This is a genomic window from Methylopila sp. 73B (genome assembly GCF_000526315.1).
GTDB lineage: Bacteria > Pseudomonadota > Alphaproteobacteria > Rhizobiales > Methylopilaceae > Methylopila.
Map to the genome: position 1 here is coordinate 2,764,726 of NZ_JAFV01000001.1, position 18,350 is coordinate 2,783,075.

Consider the following 18,350-nt stretch of genomic DNA (forward strand, 5'->3'; position numbering starts at 1 on the left):
GGGCGTCAGGCCTCGTCGAGGTCGTGGGTGGGCTCGGCCTTGGCCGCCCAAACGGGTCCGAGGTCGGCGGCGCGCGCCTCGACGCACTCGACCTCGAGCCGCAGGCTGGCCTCGCCGGAAAACACCAGCTCGATCGCGCCCGAAGGCGCCTCGTCCGGCGCGAACCCGATCGCGAGCAGGTTCAGCACCGCGTCCGGGCGGGAGCGGTCGATCCCGCGGGCCCTCACCGCGGTCACCCGCTCGAAGTGGCCGGCGGTGCGCCGGCGGCGGGCCTCGCCCTCGACCCGAAGGTCGAGCCGGTTGCCGACGAAGGCGAAGCGCTTCTCCGTCGGCAGGAAGATGAGATCGCCGACCTTGACGACGAAGTCCTGCAGATGGGCGGAGAGCACGGCGAGGTCGTCCTCGTCGAGCGCGAGCAGCTTGAGCGGAGCGTCGGCGTCGGGATCTGTCATCGGTCCAGCCGGTTCAAGTCTCGAATGACGGAAGATCGCGCAGAGGTAACCGCCGACGACCCGAACGGCAACCGGCTGTCAACCTCGGGTTAACCCCGGAGCAACCGGAGTTAACCCGAAACGCGCTCGATCAGCGCGCCGCAGCGCGACAGCTTGGCCTCGAGCCGCTCGAAGCCGCGGTCGAGGTGGTAGACGCGGTTGACCATCGTCTCCCCCTCCGCGACCAGCCCCGCGATCACCAGCGAGACCGAAGCGCGCAGGTCGGTCGCCATCACGGGCGCGCCTGTCAGGCGGTCGACGCCCTCGATGGTGGCGGTGTCGCCGTCGAGGTGGATCCGGGCGCCGAGGCGGGCGAGCTCCTGCACGTGCATGAAGCGGTTCTCGAAGATCGTCTCGGTGATGGTCGAGCGGCCTTTCGCCTTTGCGGTCAACGCCATGAGCTGGGCCTGAAGGTCGGTCGGGAAGCCAGGATAGGGCGCGGTGACGACGTTGACCGGCGCAATGCCGTGGCCGTTCCGGGCCACGCGGACGCCGTCGTTGAGCTGCGTCACCTCGGCGCCGGCCTCGACCAGCACGTCGAAGGCCGCGTCCAGCAGGTCGCGGCGGGCGCCCTCCAGCACCACGTCGCCGCCGGCCATGGCGACGGCGATGGCATAGGTGCCGGTCTCGATCCGGTCCGGCAGCACGCTGTGGCGGGCGCCGTGAAGCCTGTCGACGCCGGTGATCACGATGGTCGAGGTCCCTGCGCCCTCGATCTTCGCCCCCATCTTCACCAGGCATTCGGCGAGGTCGACGATCTCCGGTTCGCGGGCCGCGTTCTCGATGACGGTCTCGCCCTTGGCGAGAGAGGCGGCCATCAGCATGACGTGAGTCGCGCCCACCGAGACCTTCGGGAACACGACGCGGCCGCCCTTGAGGCCGCCCGGGGCCTTGGCGATGACGTAGCCGCGGTCGATCTCCAGCTCGACGCCGAGCGCCTTCAGCCCGTCGAGGAAGAAATCCACCGGCCGCGTGCCGATGGCGCAGCCGCCCGGCAGCGACACGGTCGCCTCGCCCATGCGCGCGAGCAGCGGACCGATCACCCAGAAGCTCGCCCGCATCTTGGAGACGAGGTCGTAGGGCGCGGTGGTGTCGACGATCTCCGCGGCGGTGAGCCGCACGGTCTCGCCCAGGAACTCGTCCTGGCCGGCGCGCTTGCCCTCCACCGTCACCTCGCAGCCGTGGTTGCCGAGGATGCGCTTGAGCATCGCGACGTCGGCCAGGCGCGGCATGTTGTCGAGGATCAGCGTCTCGTCGGTGAGGAGGCTCGCGATCATCAGCGGGAGCGCGGCGTTCTTCGCGCCCGAGATCGGAATGCGGCCGACGAGCGCGGGGCCGCCGACGATGCGGATGCGGTCCATGAAATCTCCTCGAAGCGCCGCGAAGAGCGGAGCGGCGCGAAACCCGGGGTCTAGCGCAAGCGCACGGCCGGCACAAACCCGGCGCCCGCGACGGCCTCAGCCGCCGTCGCCGTCCGCGCCCTCCGGCCGGCGGCGAGTGCGCGCGTCGGTCTTGCGCCGCTTCAGGTTTTCCCGAAGCGCGGCCGCCAGCCGCTCCTTCCGCTCCGCCTCGCGGCGGTCGGCCTCGGCGCCGCGGACGGGACGTTTCGGATCGGGCGCGTCTGTCGTCATGGGAGCAGGCTTAGCGCCCCGCCCGTCGTCGGGGAAGCCCTCACGGGGAAACCCGAAACGCGCGCAGCGCCGTCCCCCGAGCGAGATCGATCGGCGTCAGCCATGCGGGCGGCGTGGGCCCCAGCGCTTTCGCGACGAAGCCGGAGGGATTGCGTTTCTGCTCGGCCCGCACGTCCGGATCGCCAGGGCACAGCACGACATACGCCGCGCGGCGCGACAGCGCCACGGCGCGGGCGGTCTCCTCGCTGCCTGTCATCATCTCGATCTGCGCGGCGATGCCGTCGACGTTGCGGTGATAGGGCGCCGCGACCGCCGACAGCCGGCTGAAGGCAAGGATGTGAGGGCCGCTGTCGATGTTGTTCAGCGCCAGGCCGGGCGTCAACGCGTTCAACGCGCGGTAATCGGCGACCGGACACAGCTTGGCCGCCATGGAGGCGGCGGGCTTCGTCGGCAAACCCAAAGCCGCGGCCGCGCCGAGGCCGAGCACGGCGAGCGTCGTGTGGTTGAGCGCAAGGAGGCCGACCGCGCCGCGGAGCGGCCCTCCGGAGCGCGCAAGCGCCGCCACGCAGGCGGCGAGAAAGGGAATCGCAAAGGCCAACGCGAAGGTCGCCCCGCGCACCTGCCAGCAGGCGACGAGGCAGCTGACCACGAGCACGGCCGAGCCGGTCCAGACGCGCCAGCGCTCGCCCGCGGCGCAGCGCAGGCTCAGCCACATCGCGGCGCCGACGCCCGACAGAGCGAGCATGGCGATGACCAGAGCGGGCTCCAGCTCGTCCTGGGCGAAGGCGAGCGCTCCGCGCGCGTCCGGGACCTTCTCGAGCCACTCCGTCCTGACGATCTCGGGCAACGCCGCGTAAGGGTCGCCGAGACAGGCGGGCGCCACGAACGCGACGACGAGGACCACCATCACGCCGATCAGCGCGAGACCCGCGAACCGCGCCGCGGCGCCGTCCCCCGGGCTGCGCGTGGCGAGGGCGAGACCGGAGCCGCCGACGATGGCCGCTCCGAGATGCGCGGGGCCGAGAGCGTCGCACACCGGAAGAAACCAGCGCTCGGGCGCGACGTCGATGAGGAAGGCGACAAGCGTGGCGAGGGCGAAGACGACGCCGAAGACGGCGGTCCCGCGCGCGACCTCGGGGCCGGTAACGGCCCAGCGCAGGGCGACGGCGGCGGCGATCACGGCGACGGTCGGGAGCGTCTCCATGCCGATCGCGAGCATGGCCGCGCCCGCAAGGCCCGCCCCGGCTGCGGCGCGAACCGACCGATCGAGCCGCAAAGCGCAAGCGAGCATGATCAGCGCGAGCGCGAGTTGGGGACCGTGGTGGTCGATCATACCCGGGGCGAAGCGGCCCATCGGCTCGGGCGACAGCGCGAAGAGGAACGCGCCCATCACGCCCGCGCCGGCGCCGCCGAGCGAGCGGGTGAGCGACGCCACGGCGAACAGCGCCGGCAGGAGCGTCAATGCCGGCCAGACCGTGACGGTGAGCCGAAGCGCCGCGTCGGCCGACGCGGCGCGATCGAACGTCGCGAGCAGCAGCGCGATCGGGAGATCGATCACGCGCGACCAGTGCATGAACACGCCGTCCGGCGGATTGAGCCGCCGTTGCATGAGATCGTACCAGCCCTGGCCGGCGAGGAAGTCGCGCACCTCGACGAGCCGCATGGCGTCGTCGGTCGACATCACCTCGATCGCCTTGGCGTAGCCGCCATAGCCGGTGAACAGAACGAAGACGGCCCAGATGAACAGGACGAGCGCGGTCTCCGAGCGACGATCGCCCTGAAAAAGCGCTCTCTGCCGCTCGCCGCCGAGCGGAGCCGCACCCGCCATCGCCATTTCGGATCTCCTGCCCTTCGGCGCAGTTTGCTTAACGAGCCTTAGGAAGCGGTGAACGCCACGAGGTCGTTTCGCTGGCGGGGACGCCGCGCTATGGTCGCGCCCAAGCGCCGGGACGAAGCGCGGCGCAGGGTTCGGGGGACGCCGATGACACGACTGCGCGCCAAGACCGTCATGGGCGGCCTCCTCGCCGCGACGCTCGCCTTCGCCGTTCCGGCCGCCGCGCAGACATCCCCCAGCTTCCAGAACCGCGACGCGCTGCAGAGCGCGCTGAAGCTGCAGGCGCGCGTCCAGCGCGAGGCGGCGTCCGACCCGCGCCCGGTCGCCGACATCCTGAAGCAGGGCGTCGCGCAGATCCGCGCCGGCCAGTGGCGCGAGGCCGCCGTCACCATGGCGCTCGCCGCCGGCAAGGACCCACGGAGCGAACAGGCCTGGCGCAACCTTTCGGTGGCGCTGTCCCGAATCGAAACCGACGACTACGCCGAGCGCGAAAGCTTCCGGGAGCAGGCGACCGGCGCCGCCTGGCGCGCCTACGAGCTCTCGACCGACGCCAAGACGCGCGCCCGCGCGCTCGCGGTGCTCGCCAACGCGCTGGTCGCGAAGGAAGACTTCCGCCCAGCGCTCGACGCCTACAAGGCGAGCCTCGCCGCCGCGCCGAGCGCCGAGGTCAAGACGACCTATGAGCAGCTTCGCGCCGAACACGGCTTCCGTGCCCTCGACTACTCCATCGACTCCGACGCCTCGTCGCCGCGCGCCTGCGTGCAGTTCTCCGAGAACCTGGCGAAGGGCCGCATCGACTTCGCGCCTTACGTCATCCTGAAGGGCGCCGAGAATCCGGCGGTGACCGCGAACGACCAGCAGCTCTGCGTCGACGGGCTGAAGCACGGCGAGACCTACGACCTCACTGTCCGCCAGGGCCTGCCCTCCGACGTGGACGAGCCGCTGCCGTCCTCGAAGGACTTCCGCATCTACGTCCGCGACCGAAGCCCGAGCGTGCGCTTCACCGGCCGCAACTACGTGCTGCCCTCGACGGGCCAGCAGGGCCTGCCGGTCGTCTCCGTCAACGTCGACGCCGCGACGGTCGAGATCTTCCGCGTGGGCGACCGCAGCCTCGCGCCCTCCGTCGTCTCGGGCGATTTCCAGAGCCAGCTGAACGCGGAGGCGATCCAGAAGCTGCGCGACGACAGCGCGGCGACGGTCTACTCCGGCGAACTCGCGATCGAGCGGAAGCAGAACCAGGACGTCTCGACCGCCTTCCCGGTCTCCGAGGCCGTGCCGCAGCTCGCGCCCGGCGTCTATGTGATGGCCGCGCGGCCGAAGAACGTCGTCGACCCGGAGCCGTGGGATTCGCAGGCGACCCAGTGGTTCGTGGTGTCCGACCTCGGGATCACCGCGGTCTCCGGAACCGACGGCGTGAAGGCCTTCGCGCGCTCGCTCGCCTCCGCCGCGCCGCTGAAGGGCGTCGAGTTCAGGCTCGTCGCCCGCGACAACGAGGTGCTGGCGACCCGCACCACGGACGCCGCCGGCTTCGTCACTTTCGAAGCCGGGCTCACGCGCGGGACCGGCGGCTCCGCCCCGGCCGTGCTGGTGGCCGCGAACGGCGGCGACTATGGGTTCCTCGACCTCACGAAGCCGGGCTTCGACCTCTCCGACCGCGGCGTCGGCGGCCGGGCGGCCCCCGGTCCGCTCGACGCGCAGGTGTTCACGGAGCGCGGCGTCTACCGCTCGAAGGAGACGGTCCACGTCTCGGCGCTGCTCCGCGACGACAAGGGCGCGGGGGTCGACGGGCTGCCGCTGACGCTCGTCGTCACGCGCCCCGACGGCGTCGAAGACCGGCGCGCCGTCACGACCGACGCCGGCGCCGGCGGACGCACGCTCGACGTTCCGCTCGTCGATCAGGCCATGGGGGGCACGTGGCGGGTGGAGGCCTTCGCGGACGTGAAGGCCGCGCCGATCGGGGCCACGACCTTCCTCGTCGCGGATTACGTGCCGGAGAAGCTGGACCTCAAGCTCTCGACCGCGACGCCCGCGCTCGGGGCCTCCGGCGCCGCGGTCGACGTGGACGGCCGCTGGCTCTACGGCGCGCCCGCGGCGGACCTCGCGATCGAGGGCGAGATCACGCTGAAGGTCAGCGACCGCGCCCCCGCCGGCTTCGAGGGCTACCGCTTCGGCCTCAGCGACGAGCAGGTCGCGCCCGTCCGCACGCCGCTCGACGGGGCGCCGCGCACCGATGCGGGCGGCAAGGCGAAGGTGGCCGTCGCCCGGCCGCCGCTGCCGGACACCACGCGGCCGCTCGAGGCCGAGATCGCGCTGCGGCTGCTGGAGCCCTCGGGCCGGGCGCTGGAGCGGACCGTGACGCTGCCCGTCGCCGCGACGGCGCCCCGGATCGGGGTGAAGCCGCTGTTCCGGGACCGCGTCGGCGACGGCGAGACCGCCCGCTTCGACGTCGCGATGATCGGCGCCGACGGCAAGGCCGTCGCCGCGAACGGACTGAAGTGGCAGCTTCTGAGGCTCGAGACGGACTACCAGTGGTACGCCGCCAACGGGCGCTGGAGCTTCGAGACCGTGACGCGCACCCGGCGGGTGGCCGACGGGACCCTGAATGCGGCGGCGGCCGTCCCGGCGAAGATCGAAGCCAGGACGGCCTATGGCCGCTATCGGCTCGAGGTCGAAACGCCGGATCCGCAGGGGCCCGCCACCAGCGTGACCTTCGACGCCGGCTTCTACGCCGCGGCCTCGGCGGACTCGCCCGACGTGCTGGACGTCGCGCTGGACAAACCGGCCTACCGCCCGGGGGACACCGCGACGGCGACGCTGTCCTCCCGCTTCGCCGGGCGCGCCACCGTGCTGGTGGTGGGCGCGGGCGTCGTCGACCAGACGACGCTCGAGGTGACCGACAAGGGCGCGACGGCGTCCTTCCCCGTCACCGAGGCGTGGCGGCCGGGCGCCTATGTGGTGGCCTTCGTCCATCGCCCGCTCGACGCCAAGGCGAGCCGCATGCCGGGCCGCGCGGTCGGCGTGGCGCACGCCCAGATCGACGCACGCGACCGGACGCTCGGCGTCGCGCTCGGCGCGCCCGACACCGCGGAGCCCCGGACGACCCTCTCGGTTCCGGTGAAGCTCGCCGGCCTCGCCGCCGGGGAGCAGGCCTATTTGACGGTCGCCGCCGTCGACGTCGGCATCCTCAACCTCACCGGCTACGTTCCGCCCGCGCCGGACCTCGCGGTCTTCGGCCAGCGCAAGCTCGCGGCCGAACTCCGCGACCTCTACGGCCAGCTGATCGACGGCATGAACGCCCAGCGCGGCAAGCTGCGGTCCGGCGGCGACGGCGCCGGCGCCGGCGGCCTGCAGGACACGCCGACCCAGGCGCCGCTCGCGCTGTTCTCCGGGATCGTGGCGGCGGACGCGAGCGGGACGGCCAACGTCGCCTTCGCGCTCCCCGCCTTCAATGGCGCGGTGAAGCTGATGGCGGTCGCCTGGTCCTCGACCAAGCTCGGCCACGCCTCAAAGGACGTGACCGTCGCCGACCCGGTGGTGGTGACCGCGGCGCTGCCGCGCTTCCTGGCCGACGGCGACCGCTCGCGGCTCAGGCTCGACCTCGACAACGTCGCAGGGCCCGCCGGCGACTACGCGCTCGACGTCCGCGTCTCGGGGCCGCTCACCGGCACGGCTACGGGCAAGCCCGTCACGCTGGCCGCGAAGCAGCGCGCGGCGGTCGAGATCCCGCTGATGGCGAAGGGCATAGGCGCGGCGCGCCTCGACGTGGCGCTGCGTGGGCCGGACGGCCGGGTCTACGCCCAGGCGCTCGCGCTCGACGTGAAGCCGGCGACCGCCCCCGTCTCCCGCCGCAGCGTGGTCGCGCTCGCCAGGGGCGCCGGGCTCACGGTCGGAACCGACATGCTCAAGGACCTCACGCCCGGCACCGGCGAGGTCGCGGTCTCGATCGCCAAGCCCGGCGCGCTCGACGGCGCGACCTTTCGGCAGGCGCTCGACGGCTACCCCTACGCCTGCTCGGAGCAGCTTTCGAGCCGCCTGCTGGCGCTGGTCTACGGCGACCAGCTCGGCCTCTCGGCCCAGACCGCGGGCGTGCGCCCGGCCGACGTGACCGCGCGGATCGGCGACATCGTCGCCCGCGTGCTGTCGCGGCAGGATTCGAACGGCTCGTTCGGCCTGTGGTCGGCGGGCGGCGGCGACCTCTGGCTCGACGCCTACGTGACCGACGTGCTGGCCCGCGCCCGCGCGACCGACGCCCCCGTGCCCCAGCGCGCGCTAGAGCTCGCGCTCGACAACCTGCGCAACGCCATCGGCCTGCGGCAGGATTCCACCGAGAGCGACATCGCCTACGCGCACTATGTGCTCGCCCGCTCGGGCCGGGCGCTGGTGGGCGAACTGCGCTACCTCGCCGACGTGAAGATCGGGGAGTTCGCAAGCCCGCTCGCCCGAGCCCAGATCGGCGCCGCGCTGGCGCAGATCGGCGACCGCGCACGCGCCGAGAAGGCCTTCGCCGCGGCGGAAGGCGCCGAACCGGACGACGCGACCCGGACCGACTTCGGCTCCGTGCTCCGCGATCAGGCGGCGATCGTGGCGCTCGCCTCCGAAGCGCGCGCCGGCGCCAGCATCGCGCCCGCCGCTCTCCGGCGCATCGGCGCCGCGCGCGCCGACCGCATCACCTTCTCGACGCAGGAGAACGCCTGGCTGCTGCTGGCCGCCCGCGCCCAGCGGGCCGAGAACGCCGACCTCACGCTCACCGTCGACGGCGCCGCGCACAAGGGGCCGCTCAGCGCGATCTACGGGCCGGACCGCCTCTCCGCCGGCCCCTCGCGCATCGCCAACGCCGGCGAGACGGCGCTCGAGGCGGTGGTGACGGTCAAGGGCGCGCCGCTCGCGCCCGAAGCTCCGGCCGAGAACGGCTTCCAGCTCGAACGCCGCTACTACACCTCCGCGGGCGTCGAGGTGGATCCCTCGAAGGTGGCGCAGAACACCCGGCTGGTGGTGGTGCTCACCGTCACCGAGCCGGAGCCCGCGCAGGGCCGCGTGCTGGTGGTGGACCGCCTGCCGGCCGGCTTCGAGATCGACAACCCCGAGCTGGTCTCCAGCGCCAAGCTGCCGGCGCTGTCGTTCCTCAGCGCGGAGCCCTCGCCGACCCACGCCGAGTTCCGCGACGACCGCTTCGTCGCGGCCTTCGACCGCGAAGCGGGCGGCGACGCGATCTACGCCGCGGCCTATGTGGTGCGGGCGGTCGCGCCCGGCGTCTACGCGCAGCCGGCGGCGACGGTCGAGGACATGTACCGTCCCGCCCGCTTCGCCCGCACCGGCGCCGGCCGCCTGGAGGTGACCGGGCGGTGAGCGAGGAGCGAGGCCCTGGCCGTCATCCCGGTCGCAGCGGCGAAGCCGCGGAGAGCCGGGATCGTCGTGAGCTGTCCGCGAGACCGGGGCGTCCGTGGGCGCTGGGCCGTGAGACGATCCCGGCGCGGCCCTGCGGGCCGTCCGGGATGACGCGCTAGCTCGGGAGCGCCAATTTGGCAGGCCGTGGCTCCCGTCCCGCTCGCCTCACCGTCTCCGCGCTGCTCGCGGTCGGCGCCGCCGGCTGCATCGCCGCGATCAGCCTCGGGTCCGCGCCCCCGCCCTCCCCCGGCCGGGCCGAAAAGCTCTCCACCCTCGTGCTCGACCGCGACGGCCGGCTGCTGCGCCCCTTCACGGCGGCCGACGGCGCCTGGCGGCTTCCCGCGGGCAGGGACGAGGTCGACCCCCGCTTTCTCCGCTTCCTGACGACCTACGAGGACAAGCGCTTCCTCTCCCATCCCGGCGTCGACCCGCTGGCGGCGCTCCGGGCCGTCGGGCAGGCAGCGCTCCACCGCGGCGTGGTCTCGGGCGGCTCCACGCTCACGATGCAGGTGGCCCGGCTGCTCGCGCCGGACGCGCGCGACCGCACGCTCGCCCGCAAGTGGCGCGAGATGGGAGCCGCGCTCGCGCTGGAGCGCAGCGTCGGCAAGACGGGCGTGCTCGACCTCTACCTCCGGCTTGCGCCCTACGGCGGCAATCTGGAGGGCGTGCGCGCCGCGAGCCTCGCCTATTTCGGCAAGGAGCCCGCTCGTCTTTCCATCGCTGAATCTGCGCTGCTGGTCGCCATCCCGCAGTCGCCCGAAGCGCGCCGGCCCGACCGCGACGTCGCGCGCGCCAAGGCCGCCCGCGACCACGTGCTCGCCCGGCTGGCCTCCGCCGGCGCGATCTCGGCGGCAGAAGCCGCCTACGCCCGCGAGGAGCCCGTGCCTACGGGGCGCCGCGCCTTCCCCAACCTCGCAGCGCACACGGCGGAAGCGGCGGCACGGCGGGCCGGTCCCGGCGGCGTCGCGCGGCTGACGCTGAAGCGCGACCTGCAGCGCGCGCTGGAGGACCTCGCCCGCGACCGCGCCAGATCGCTTGGGCCCGGCCTCTCGGTCGCGATCCTCGTCGCCGACCACAGGACCGGCGCGATCGAGGCCTCGGTGGGCTCGGCCGACTACTTCGACGCCTCCCGCGCCGGCAGCCTCGACCAGACCCGCGCCGCGCGCTCGCCGGGCTCGGCGCTGAAGCCGTTCATCTATGGCCTCGCCTTCGAGAACGGCGTCGCCGCGCCCGAAACCCTGATCGAGGACCGCCCCGCCCGCTTCGGCGCCTACGCCCCGCGGAACTTCGACGAGGGATTTCACGGCACGGTCTCCTGCGCGCAGGCGCTGGCGCTGTCGCTCAACATCCCCGCCGTGGCGCTGCTCGAGGCGGTCGGACCGACCCGGTTCGTGGCCCGGCTGCGCGGCGCCGGCGCGCAGGTCTCGCTGCCGGGCGTCGAGGCGCCGGGCCTTGCGGTCGCGCTCGGCGGGCTCGGCGTACGCCTCGTCGATCTGGCGACGCTCTACGCCGGCCTCGCTCGCGGGGGCGCGACGACGCCGCTTGCCGACGATCCGGCGGCGCTGTCCGACCCCGCAGCGCCCGGCCGCCGCCTGATGGATCCGATCGCCGCGGCGCAGGTGTCCGCCGCGCTGCTGAAAAGCCCGCCGCCGCAGGCGGCGCTCGGGGGCCGCGTCGCGTTCAAGACCGGGACCTCCTACGGCTACCGCGACGCCTGGGCGGTCGGCTTCGACGGCGCGCATGTGGTGGCGGTCTGGGCCGGGCGGCCCGACGGCGCCTCCAGCGCCGGACTCGTCGGCCGCGACGCGGCGGCGCCCATCCTGTTCGACGCCTTCGCGCGCCTCGGCCGCGATGTCGTCCCGCTGCCCCTCGCGCCCGCGGAGGCGCAGGCGACCCTGAGCGAGCTGCCGCTAGCGCTGCGACGCTTTCGTCCGTTCGGGACGCTCGCGACCGACGCCCCCGCGCAGGCGCCGCCGCTTATGGTCGCCTTCCCGCCGGACGGCGCGCGGGTGGACGTCGGCGCGGGCTCCGAGCTCACGCTGAAGGCCGCCGGCGGCGTCGCGCCGTTCCGCTGGCTCGTGGACGGCCGCCCGCTGCCGCCCCAGCGCCGGCGCGAGGCGACATGGTCCGTCGCCGGTCCCGGCTTCGCCCGCGTGACCGTCACCGACGGCGCGGGCGCGACGGCGTCGGCGAGCGTGCGGATCGACTGACGTGGGCCACGCTTGATTTTTGGGTCGCCGCGCCTGATATCCGGCCGGCTCATCCCTTTCGCAGATTTGAAGAAGAGGCGCGCGATGCCGGACCCGACTTCGCCCCGCAACGCCACCAGCGAGACCCCCGAGACGGTCGCCGAGACCGCCGCCGGACCGGCGGCGACGCCGGAGACCGACGAGGAGCGCGCCGACGCCACCATCGAGGCCGAGGTCGCCGAGCCGGCCCCGGCGGACCGCACCGCCGAGTTGGAGGCCGCGGTGAACGACCTGCGCGACCGGCTGCTCCGCAGCCACGCCGAGATGGAGAACCTGCGCCGGCGCACCGAGCGTGAAGTGCAGGACGGCCGCCGCTACGCCATCTCCTCTTTCGCCCGCGATCTTCTCGGCGTCGCCGACAACCTCCGTCGCGCGCTCGACGCCGCGGCGGCGGGCGGCGCGCCCACCGACCCCATCCTCACCGCGCTTGTGGAAGGCGTCGAGCTGACCGAGAAGGAGCTGCTGAAGTCGCTCGAGAAGAACGGCGTGCAGAAGCTGGAGCCCAAGGGCCAGCCCTTCGACCCGAACTTCCACCAGGCGATCTTCGAGGCCCCGGACCCGAGCGTGCCGAGCGGCACCGTGGTGCAGGTGGTGCAGGAGGGCTACGTCATCGGCGACCGCATCCTACGCCCCGCCATGGTCGGCGTCGCCCGCGGCGGCCCGAAGCCAGGCGCGGCGAGCGAGACGCCCGGCGTCGACAAGTCGGCTTAAGAGCGGATCGTCTCTTTCCGGAGACGTTAGCGGAAAAACATGCGAGAAGCCGGCTAACCAACGAGGAGTCCGCTTTTGTAGGTTGCGCCCTTTGGTAGTTTCCCTCGGGGTCCTTGACGTGAGGATCGGGGGAGACCGACGACGTGGCTATTTATTTTGGAACGACGGGACGCACCAACGTCCTGACCGGCGGATATGGCGACGACTACCTTTATGGAGCGGATTTCTCGGACACGCTACGCGGCGGGTTCGGCGATGACGAGCTCTATGGCGGCGCCGGGGACGACCGGCTGTTCGGTGATCAGGGCGACGATTATCTGAGCGGCGGCGGCGGCGCCGATAGTATTGAAGGGGGCGGCGGGGAGGACACGCTGTATGGCGGCGCCGGCGGGGACTCGCTCATCGGGGGGATGGGCGACGATCGCATCTCGGTCGGAGACGTCAGATCCATGACGGGCGACCGCGTCGACGGGGATGGTCCACTGGCGTCGGACAGCGCCGGCGTCGATTCCCTGTCGGCCGATTTCGGCACCCGAACCGAGGATTTGATCTTCGCGCCGAACGACCCTTCGCATACGACCCGCGTGATCGGCGCCTTCCTGTTTAAGGGCATCGAACGTTTTGAAATCAACGGGGGCTCGGGCGACGACGAGATATCGGGCTGGACCTTCGATGATTGGCTGACAGGGGGCGCCGGCCGCGACGTCCTGAACGGGCTTGGCGGCGATGACGAGCTCTACGGTGAAGGAGGCGGTGATCGGCTCTTCGGCGGCGCTGGCCACGATTTTCTTTCGGGGGGCAGCGGCGACGACGCCGTGAGCGGCGGCGCAGGAGACGACTACCTCTCCGGCGGCAGCGGCGACGATCGGCTCTACGGCGGCTCCGGCCATGACGTCATCTATGCGGGCAGCGGCTCTAACCTGATCAAGGCCGGCTCGGGCCACGATCGTCTGGTCGGCGGCGATGGGTCCGACGTCCTCGAGGGCGAAGCGGGAAACGACACGCTCATCGGCGGAGAGGATGATTGGGACTTCCCTTCCGCAGCGCCGGACACGCTCCTCGGGGGAGCGGGAGACGACCTAATTGAGGTCACCCCAGGCGATTTTGCGGATGGCGGCGAGGGCGTCGACACGCTTAGGCTTTACGGGATCGATTTCCTCGAAAATCCAACTCTCACCTTGTCCACTGGCGTGATGACGCTGGCGGCCGGAACGACGGTTTCCGGTTTTGAGAAATTGCACTTCGTCGGCGGTTACGACGACTATTGGGTGACCGGCGGCGCGTTGGCCGATACGCTCGCCGGCGGCGCGGGCGACGACCGGCTCGACGGTGGCGCCGGCGACGATCTCCTTTCCGACGGACGAGGCTCCGACACCCTGTTCGGCGGCGCCGGCAACGACGTGCTCCTGCTGCGGAGCGGCGACGGCTCCGACGTCGGAGTCGACGTCGTGGTGGGCGGATCCGGGTACGACGTCGTCACCGTGGACCCCTACGGCTCAGGCATCGTGCTCGACCTCGCGGACCAGACCCTGAACGACGGCATGCTGAAGGGCGATCGTTTCCGCAGCGTGGAGGCCTTCATCGGGACCAACAAGGACGACATCCTTCGCGGCGACGAGCAGGCGAACGCCTTCTACGGCGGGCTCGACGCCGACATCCTCGACGGTCGCGGCGGCGGCGATCTGCTCCAGGGCGGCCGCGGCCTCGACGTCCTCACGGGCGGAGCGGGCGCCGACGTGTTCGACGTGTCGGACCTGAACTATCGCTACCTCTACGATCCCACCAACGGGGCCTATGTTCCGACCCTCTCTTTCGAGGCGCGCGGCGATGTCTTCACCGATTTCTCCTCGGCCGAGGGCGACACGATCCAAGTCTCGATCGAGGAGTTCGGCCTCGCCGCCGACTTCACGCTGACGCTCGGGACCGAAGCGAGCACGCCCGCCCGCGGCTTCATCTTCGACGCCCGTTCGCACCGGCTCTGGTTCGATCAGGACGGCTCGGGCGACGAGGAGAAGTACCTGATCGCGACGCTCGACGGCGTGACGGCGCTCACGCGGGACGACTTCGTCTTTGTTCCGGCCTCAAACCTGGGCGCCGGCGAGCCGCTGTTCGGCTGAGGCGAACGCCCGGGTCTCCGCCGCCCTGTGGCGGGCGGAGACCCAAGCAAGCTTAAGCCGCCGCTGCGGCCACGCTGCGGTCGGCGCGCGCAAACAGAATCGGCAGCGTCGCGCTGGCGAGCAGCGCGACGCCCGTCGCCAGCGCGAAGGAGGCGGTGTAGCCGAAGCTGTCCGCGAGATAGCCCGCGAGGTACCAGCCGATCAGGCTGACGACGCCGTCCATGCACTGGAACAGCGTGAAGTCGACGCCCGCCTGGGCTGGCGACGCGTAGCCCATCAGCCGCGCGTAGAGCGCGACGAAGCCGAGCGCCATGACGGCGGAGTTGGCGACGACGATGGCGCCGAGCAGCCACGGGTCGCGCACGTCGAACAGCGCGCAGGCGGCGAGGGCCGCGGCGAGCGCGCACTGGAGGCCGAGCGCCGCGACCGCCATCCGCTCCGCGCCGAAGCGCCGCACCACGACGCCGCCCATCAGCGCGCCGAGGAGCCCCGCGCCGGTGGCGCCGACGCCGTTCAGCACGCCGATCGTGGAGAGGCCAAGGCCGGCGTCCACCAGAAACGGGCCCATGACGAGCAGGATCCACTTCTGGCCGGCGACGAACAGCGCGGTGAGCGCCAGGCCCGCGCGCACCTCCGGCTGCTTCAACGCCGCCAGGAGGCTGGGGCGGCGGGCGTCGGCCGGGACCGCCGGCCGGCCGTCGCGGCCGAACACGAACAGGGCCCCGAGCGCGACCAGCACGCCGCACATCGCCCAGGCCGCCGGCCCCCAGCCGACATTGTCGACCAGCACGAGGAACAGGCCGCCGCCGATGGCGGAGCCGAGATAGGCGCCGCCCACCTGCGCCGCGTTGCCCCAGCCGCGATGGCGCTCGCTTAGGCTTTCGACAGCGTAGCCGTCGCAGGCGATGTCGACGGTGGCGGTGGCGAAGGCCGCGACCACGAGGCAGACCACCAGCGGCCCGAGCGCCGCCGGACCGAACAGGCCGGCGAGCGCCAGCGCGCCGGCCGCGATCGCCCCGCCGATCGCGACCACCGCCCGCGACCGGTGCGGCCGCCCCGGCGGCAGCCGGTAGCGCTCCACCGCGGGCGCCCAGAGGAACTTGAACGACCACGGCAGCACGGTGAGGAAGATCAGCCCGATCTCGCCGAGCGAGAGCCCCGCCGAACGCAGGACGGCGGGGAGACCCGTGAAGGTCACCCCGCCGATCACGCTCTGCGCCACATAGATCCCCCCGATCGCCGCGATGACCCGCGGCGCGGAGGGGAAGGCGGCCGACGGCGCGGCCGCCGGGCGAGAGGTCACCACTTGTACTTGATGCTCGCGATGACGCGCCTTCCATCAGTCTTATAGCAGTAGTTCGACGTGCAAACCTGCTTAACCTCATCGAGAAGGTTCGTGGCGTTCAGCTGCGCCGAAATACCCTTCAGATTTGCGCTAATATTCTCGAGTTCGTAACTAATTTTCGCGTCCACGAAGGTGCGAGGATCATTTGAGATTGCCGTCGCGTTGTTATTATCACTGAAGCTCTGTCCCGTGTAGCGCACGCCAGCTCCGAGACCTAATCCCTTCAGCGGACCCTCCTGGACATCGTATCCTGCCCAAATTGCGAACGAGTGCTTAGGCACAGACGTGAGGCGGTTGCCCTCGAGAACATCAGGCGCGTCAATCGTAACATCGTTGTAACTGTAGTTAGCAAGCAGATTGACACCGTTTGCAAGCGTAGCCCCGGCGTCGATCTCAATTCCCTGAGAATGAAAATCAAGCTGAGTTTGCTTGTTCTGAAGGCCTTCAACCACAAATACAACGCCATCCTCCTGCTTTAAAGAGAAGAACGAAACGTTGATGAACGCATTATGGTCCGGAACGTTATACTTAATGCCAGCCTCAATCTGCTCCCCAACCGTCGGCTTAGTGACCGATCCATCAATCACCGTGCCGGGGTTTGGGACGAACGAGGTGCCATAACCGATAAAGGGCGTGAAGCCGGCGGGCGTCACATAGCTCACCCCGACGCGGCCGGTGAACTTCCCGTCGTCCTGCTTCTGGGCCGCGCCATACCCCCGGCCGATAGCGCCGTCGTGGTAATCGCTCTCAAACCAATCGTATCGACCGCCGAACGTCAGCCGCCAGCGACCCCACGCGAGTTCGTCCTGGCCGTAGACGCCGACTAGGGTCTGATCTTGCTTAGACGTCGGAGAGCCAGTCACAAAATGAGGTGATGAGATGTTCTCCATATCATCGAAAACACCAAAAGCCATTCGTGATTTGTAGGTCAAATAGCTTACATCAAGGCCCGTAATTAGCTTATGATTGACTTGACCAGTGTCAAATTTTGTCAGGACATATGTATCAGCAGCGACGCCATAGAACCGCTCCTTGATCAGGCCAGTGTAGCCGTCGATGCTGGTTTCAGCATTTCTTCCGGAGTAACCTTGGCGAGTATCGACGGTTGAAAATCGGAAATTCTGATGCAAGCTGACCATGTCGGAGAAATTGTGCTCCAACTCATAGCCGACGCGGCCCTGCCTCTGCCGGAAGTCATTGAAGTCCTTGGCTGATAGCGGTGTGTCAGTTACGCCATTGGCATCATTGAAATAGGCTGCCGATCCTCCCGTCAGCCCATCAAAGTACTCGCCAAGGAAAGTGATCTTGGTGTCGTCGCTGGGCTTGAGTGTCAAAGACGGCGCAAAGAACAGCCGGTTGTCATTGACCGACCCCAACTCCGTCCCTGCGTTCCGTGCGAGACCGGTAAGGCGGTACAGCACCGTCCCCGCCTCGTTGGCCGGACCGCCAAAATCGAATGCTCCCTGGATGCGGTCGTAGGAGCCTGTCTGCGCTTCGACCTCGCCGAAGGTGAATTCCGTCGGGCGCTTGGAGACAAGGTCAATGATGCCGACGGACGCGCTGGCGCCGTAGATGGCCGACGAGGGCCCCTTAAGGACGGATATCGCCTCGAGCCCATAGGGCTCCAACCGCATGATCCCGTTCGGGCTATTGAACTGGCGTAGTCCATCGCGGAACACTCCAGTGTAGGTGACGTCGACGCCACGGATATAGAAGCTGTCATAGCGAGGATCGAACCCGTAGAGGCCAACCTGCGCTCCGGGCGTGTAATAAAGCGCCTCCTGGAGGTTCTGCGGCTGTTGATCCTGCAGTTGCTTTTGGGTCACGGTATTTACCGTGACCGGCAGTTCGTTCACCGGCGTGTCGGTCTTGGTCGCCGAGCGCGTGGTCTTAGCCACGTAGCCGTCGTTGGTGACGACCCCTGGGGCGCCGTCGACGCGGGCCGCGGCGGCGCGGCCTTCCACGGAGATCTCTTCCAGCGCGGTGGTCCCGCCGCCCGCGGGAGCGGTCTGGGCATGGACGGCGCTGGCGCTCGTCAGCGCAACGAGGGAGACGGTCGCAAGCAGGGCGAACGACATTCGGGACATACGCGGCGATCCTTCAACGGGAATTTGAATGGACCTAGCCCCGCCCCGGCCACAAAGACAACAGATTTAGTCTAGAATTAAAATTAGAATAATGAAATTCTATGATTTATAGTCGAAATATTTTTCCTAACCAGGAAGTATATAATGCTCCTTTACGCTTTCATGATCGATAATATAGCGGGATAGAAAATAATGTACTATATTTTGCATGGACGTCATGCACGCCAGCGCTGGATAATCGAACGACTGATCGAGACTTCGACGGAGGGCGGTCCAGGCGCCCCGGCGAACGCGGTCGATGACGTCCGTGGGATCGCGTCGACGTCTTGCCCACGGCGCCGGTGTGGGGCGAGATACGACTGTGGCGCATTTGCGACAGGTGGGCGGCGGCACGCGCGGGAGGCTTCGGCGGCGCGACGGCCCCGTGCGCCACGAGGTCCCGCCTCCGTCGTTCGGAGGGCGTTTCCACGGCCGGCCGATGCGTGTATCGAAGGGGCTGT

General features: G+C 70.3%; 10 protein-coding genes. 4 read left to right on the plus strand and 6 right to left on the minus strand.

Annotated features, from left to right (window positions below):
* Nucleotides 1–5: 5 nt before the first annotated feature.
* From K244_RS0113375 to K244_RS0113390, 4 genes are all read right to left on the minus strand, one after another.
* The gene (locus K244_RS0113375) at nt 6–452 is read right to left on the minus strand and encodes a DUF2948 family protein (RefSeq protein WP_020186782.1); all 447 of its coding nucleotides are present in this window, start codon (nt 450–452) and stop codon (nt 6–8) included.
* A gap of 110 nt (nt 453–562) precedes the next feature.
* Nucleotides 563–1,852 (minus strand): UDP-N-acetylglucosamine 1-carboxyvinyltransferase, encoded by a 1,290-nt coding sequence (murA, locus tag K244_RS0113380; RefSeq protein WP_020186783.1) that lies wholly within the window; start codon nt 1,850–1,852, stop codon nt 563–565.
* Between the two features lie 96 nt (nt 1,853–1,948).
* Entirely contained in the window at nt 1,949–2,122 is a 174-nt protein-coding gene (locus K244_RS23955) for a hypothetical protein (RefSeq protein ID WP_020186784.1), read from the minus strand.
* A gap of 40 nt (nt 2,123–2,162) precedes the next feature.
* Nucleotides 2,163–3,956 (minus strand): hypothetical protein, encoded by a 1,794-nt coding sequence (locus K244_RS0113390; RefSeq protein WP_020186785.1) that lies wholly within the window; start codon nt 3,954–3,956, stop codon nt 2,163–2,165.
* A gap of 147 nt (nt 3,957–4,103) precedes the next feature.
* Between K244_RS0113390 and K244_RS0113395 the strand changes: the two genes are divergently transcribed.
* The 4 genes from K244_RS0113395 to K244_RS21995 all read left to right on the plus strand — a co-directional run bounded on the left by K244_RS0113395 (nt 4,104) and on the right by K244_RS21995 (nt 14,418).
* A complete protein-coding gene (locus K244_RS0113395) occupies nt 4,104–9,302 on the plus strand; it encodes an alpha-2-macroglobulin (RefSeq protein ID WP_197027176.1) in 5,199 nt (1,732 codons plus the stop codon).
* Between the two features lie 173 nt (nt 9,303–9,475).
* Complete coding sequence (gene pbpC / locus K244_RS0113400) at nt 9,476–11,551, plus strand: penicillin-binding protein 1C (protein WP_020186787.1); 2,076 nt, start codon at nt 9,476–9,478, stop codon at nt 11,549–11,551.
* A gap of 84 nt (nt 11,552–11,635) precedes the next feature.
* Nucleotides 11,636–12,301, plus strand: a complete 666-nt coding sequence (grpE, locus tag K244_RS0113405) for a nucleotide exchange factor GrpE (RefSeq protein ID WP_020186788.1) — start codon at nt 11,636–11,638, stop codon at nt 12,299–12,301.
* A gap of 143 nt (nt 12,302–12,444) precedes the next feature.
* A complete protein-coding gene (locus K244_RS21995) occupies nt 12,445–14,418 on the plus strand; it encodes a calcium-binding protein (RefSeq protein WP_020186789.1) in 1,974 nt (657 codons plus the stop codon).
* 52 nt (nt 14,419–14,470) lie between these two features.
* Here the strand turns inward: K244_RS21995 and K244_RS0113415 are convergent, their stop codons facing one another.
* Complete coding sequence (locus K244_RS0113415; RefSeq protein WP_036306758.1) at nt 14,471–15,721, minus strand: MFS transporter; 1,251 nt, start codon at nt 15,719–15,721, stop codon at nt 14,471–14,473.
* Nucleotides 15,718–17,850: a TonB-dependent siderophore receptor gene (locus K244_RS0113420; RefSeq protein ID WP_020186791.1), complete on the minus strand. Its 2,133-nt coding sequence runs from the start codon at nt 17,848–17,850 to the stop codon at nt 15,718–15,720. The genes K244_RS0113415 and K244_RS0113420 overlap by 4 nt, the downstream gene beginning before the upstream one ends.
* Nucleotides 17,851–18,350: the final 500 nt, after the last annotated feature.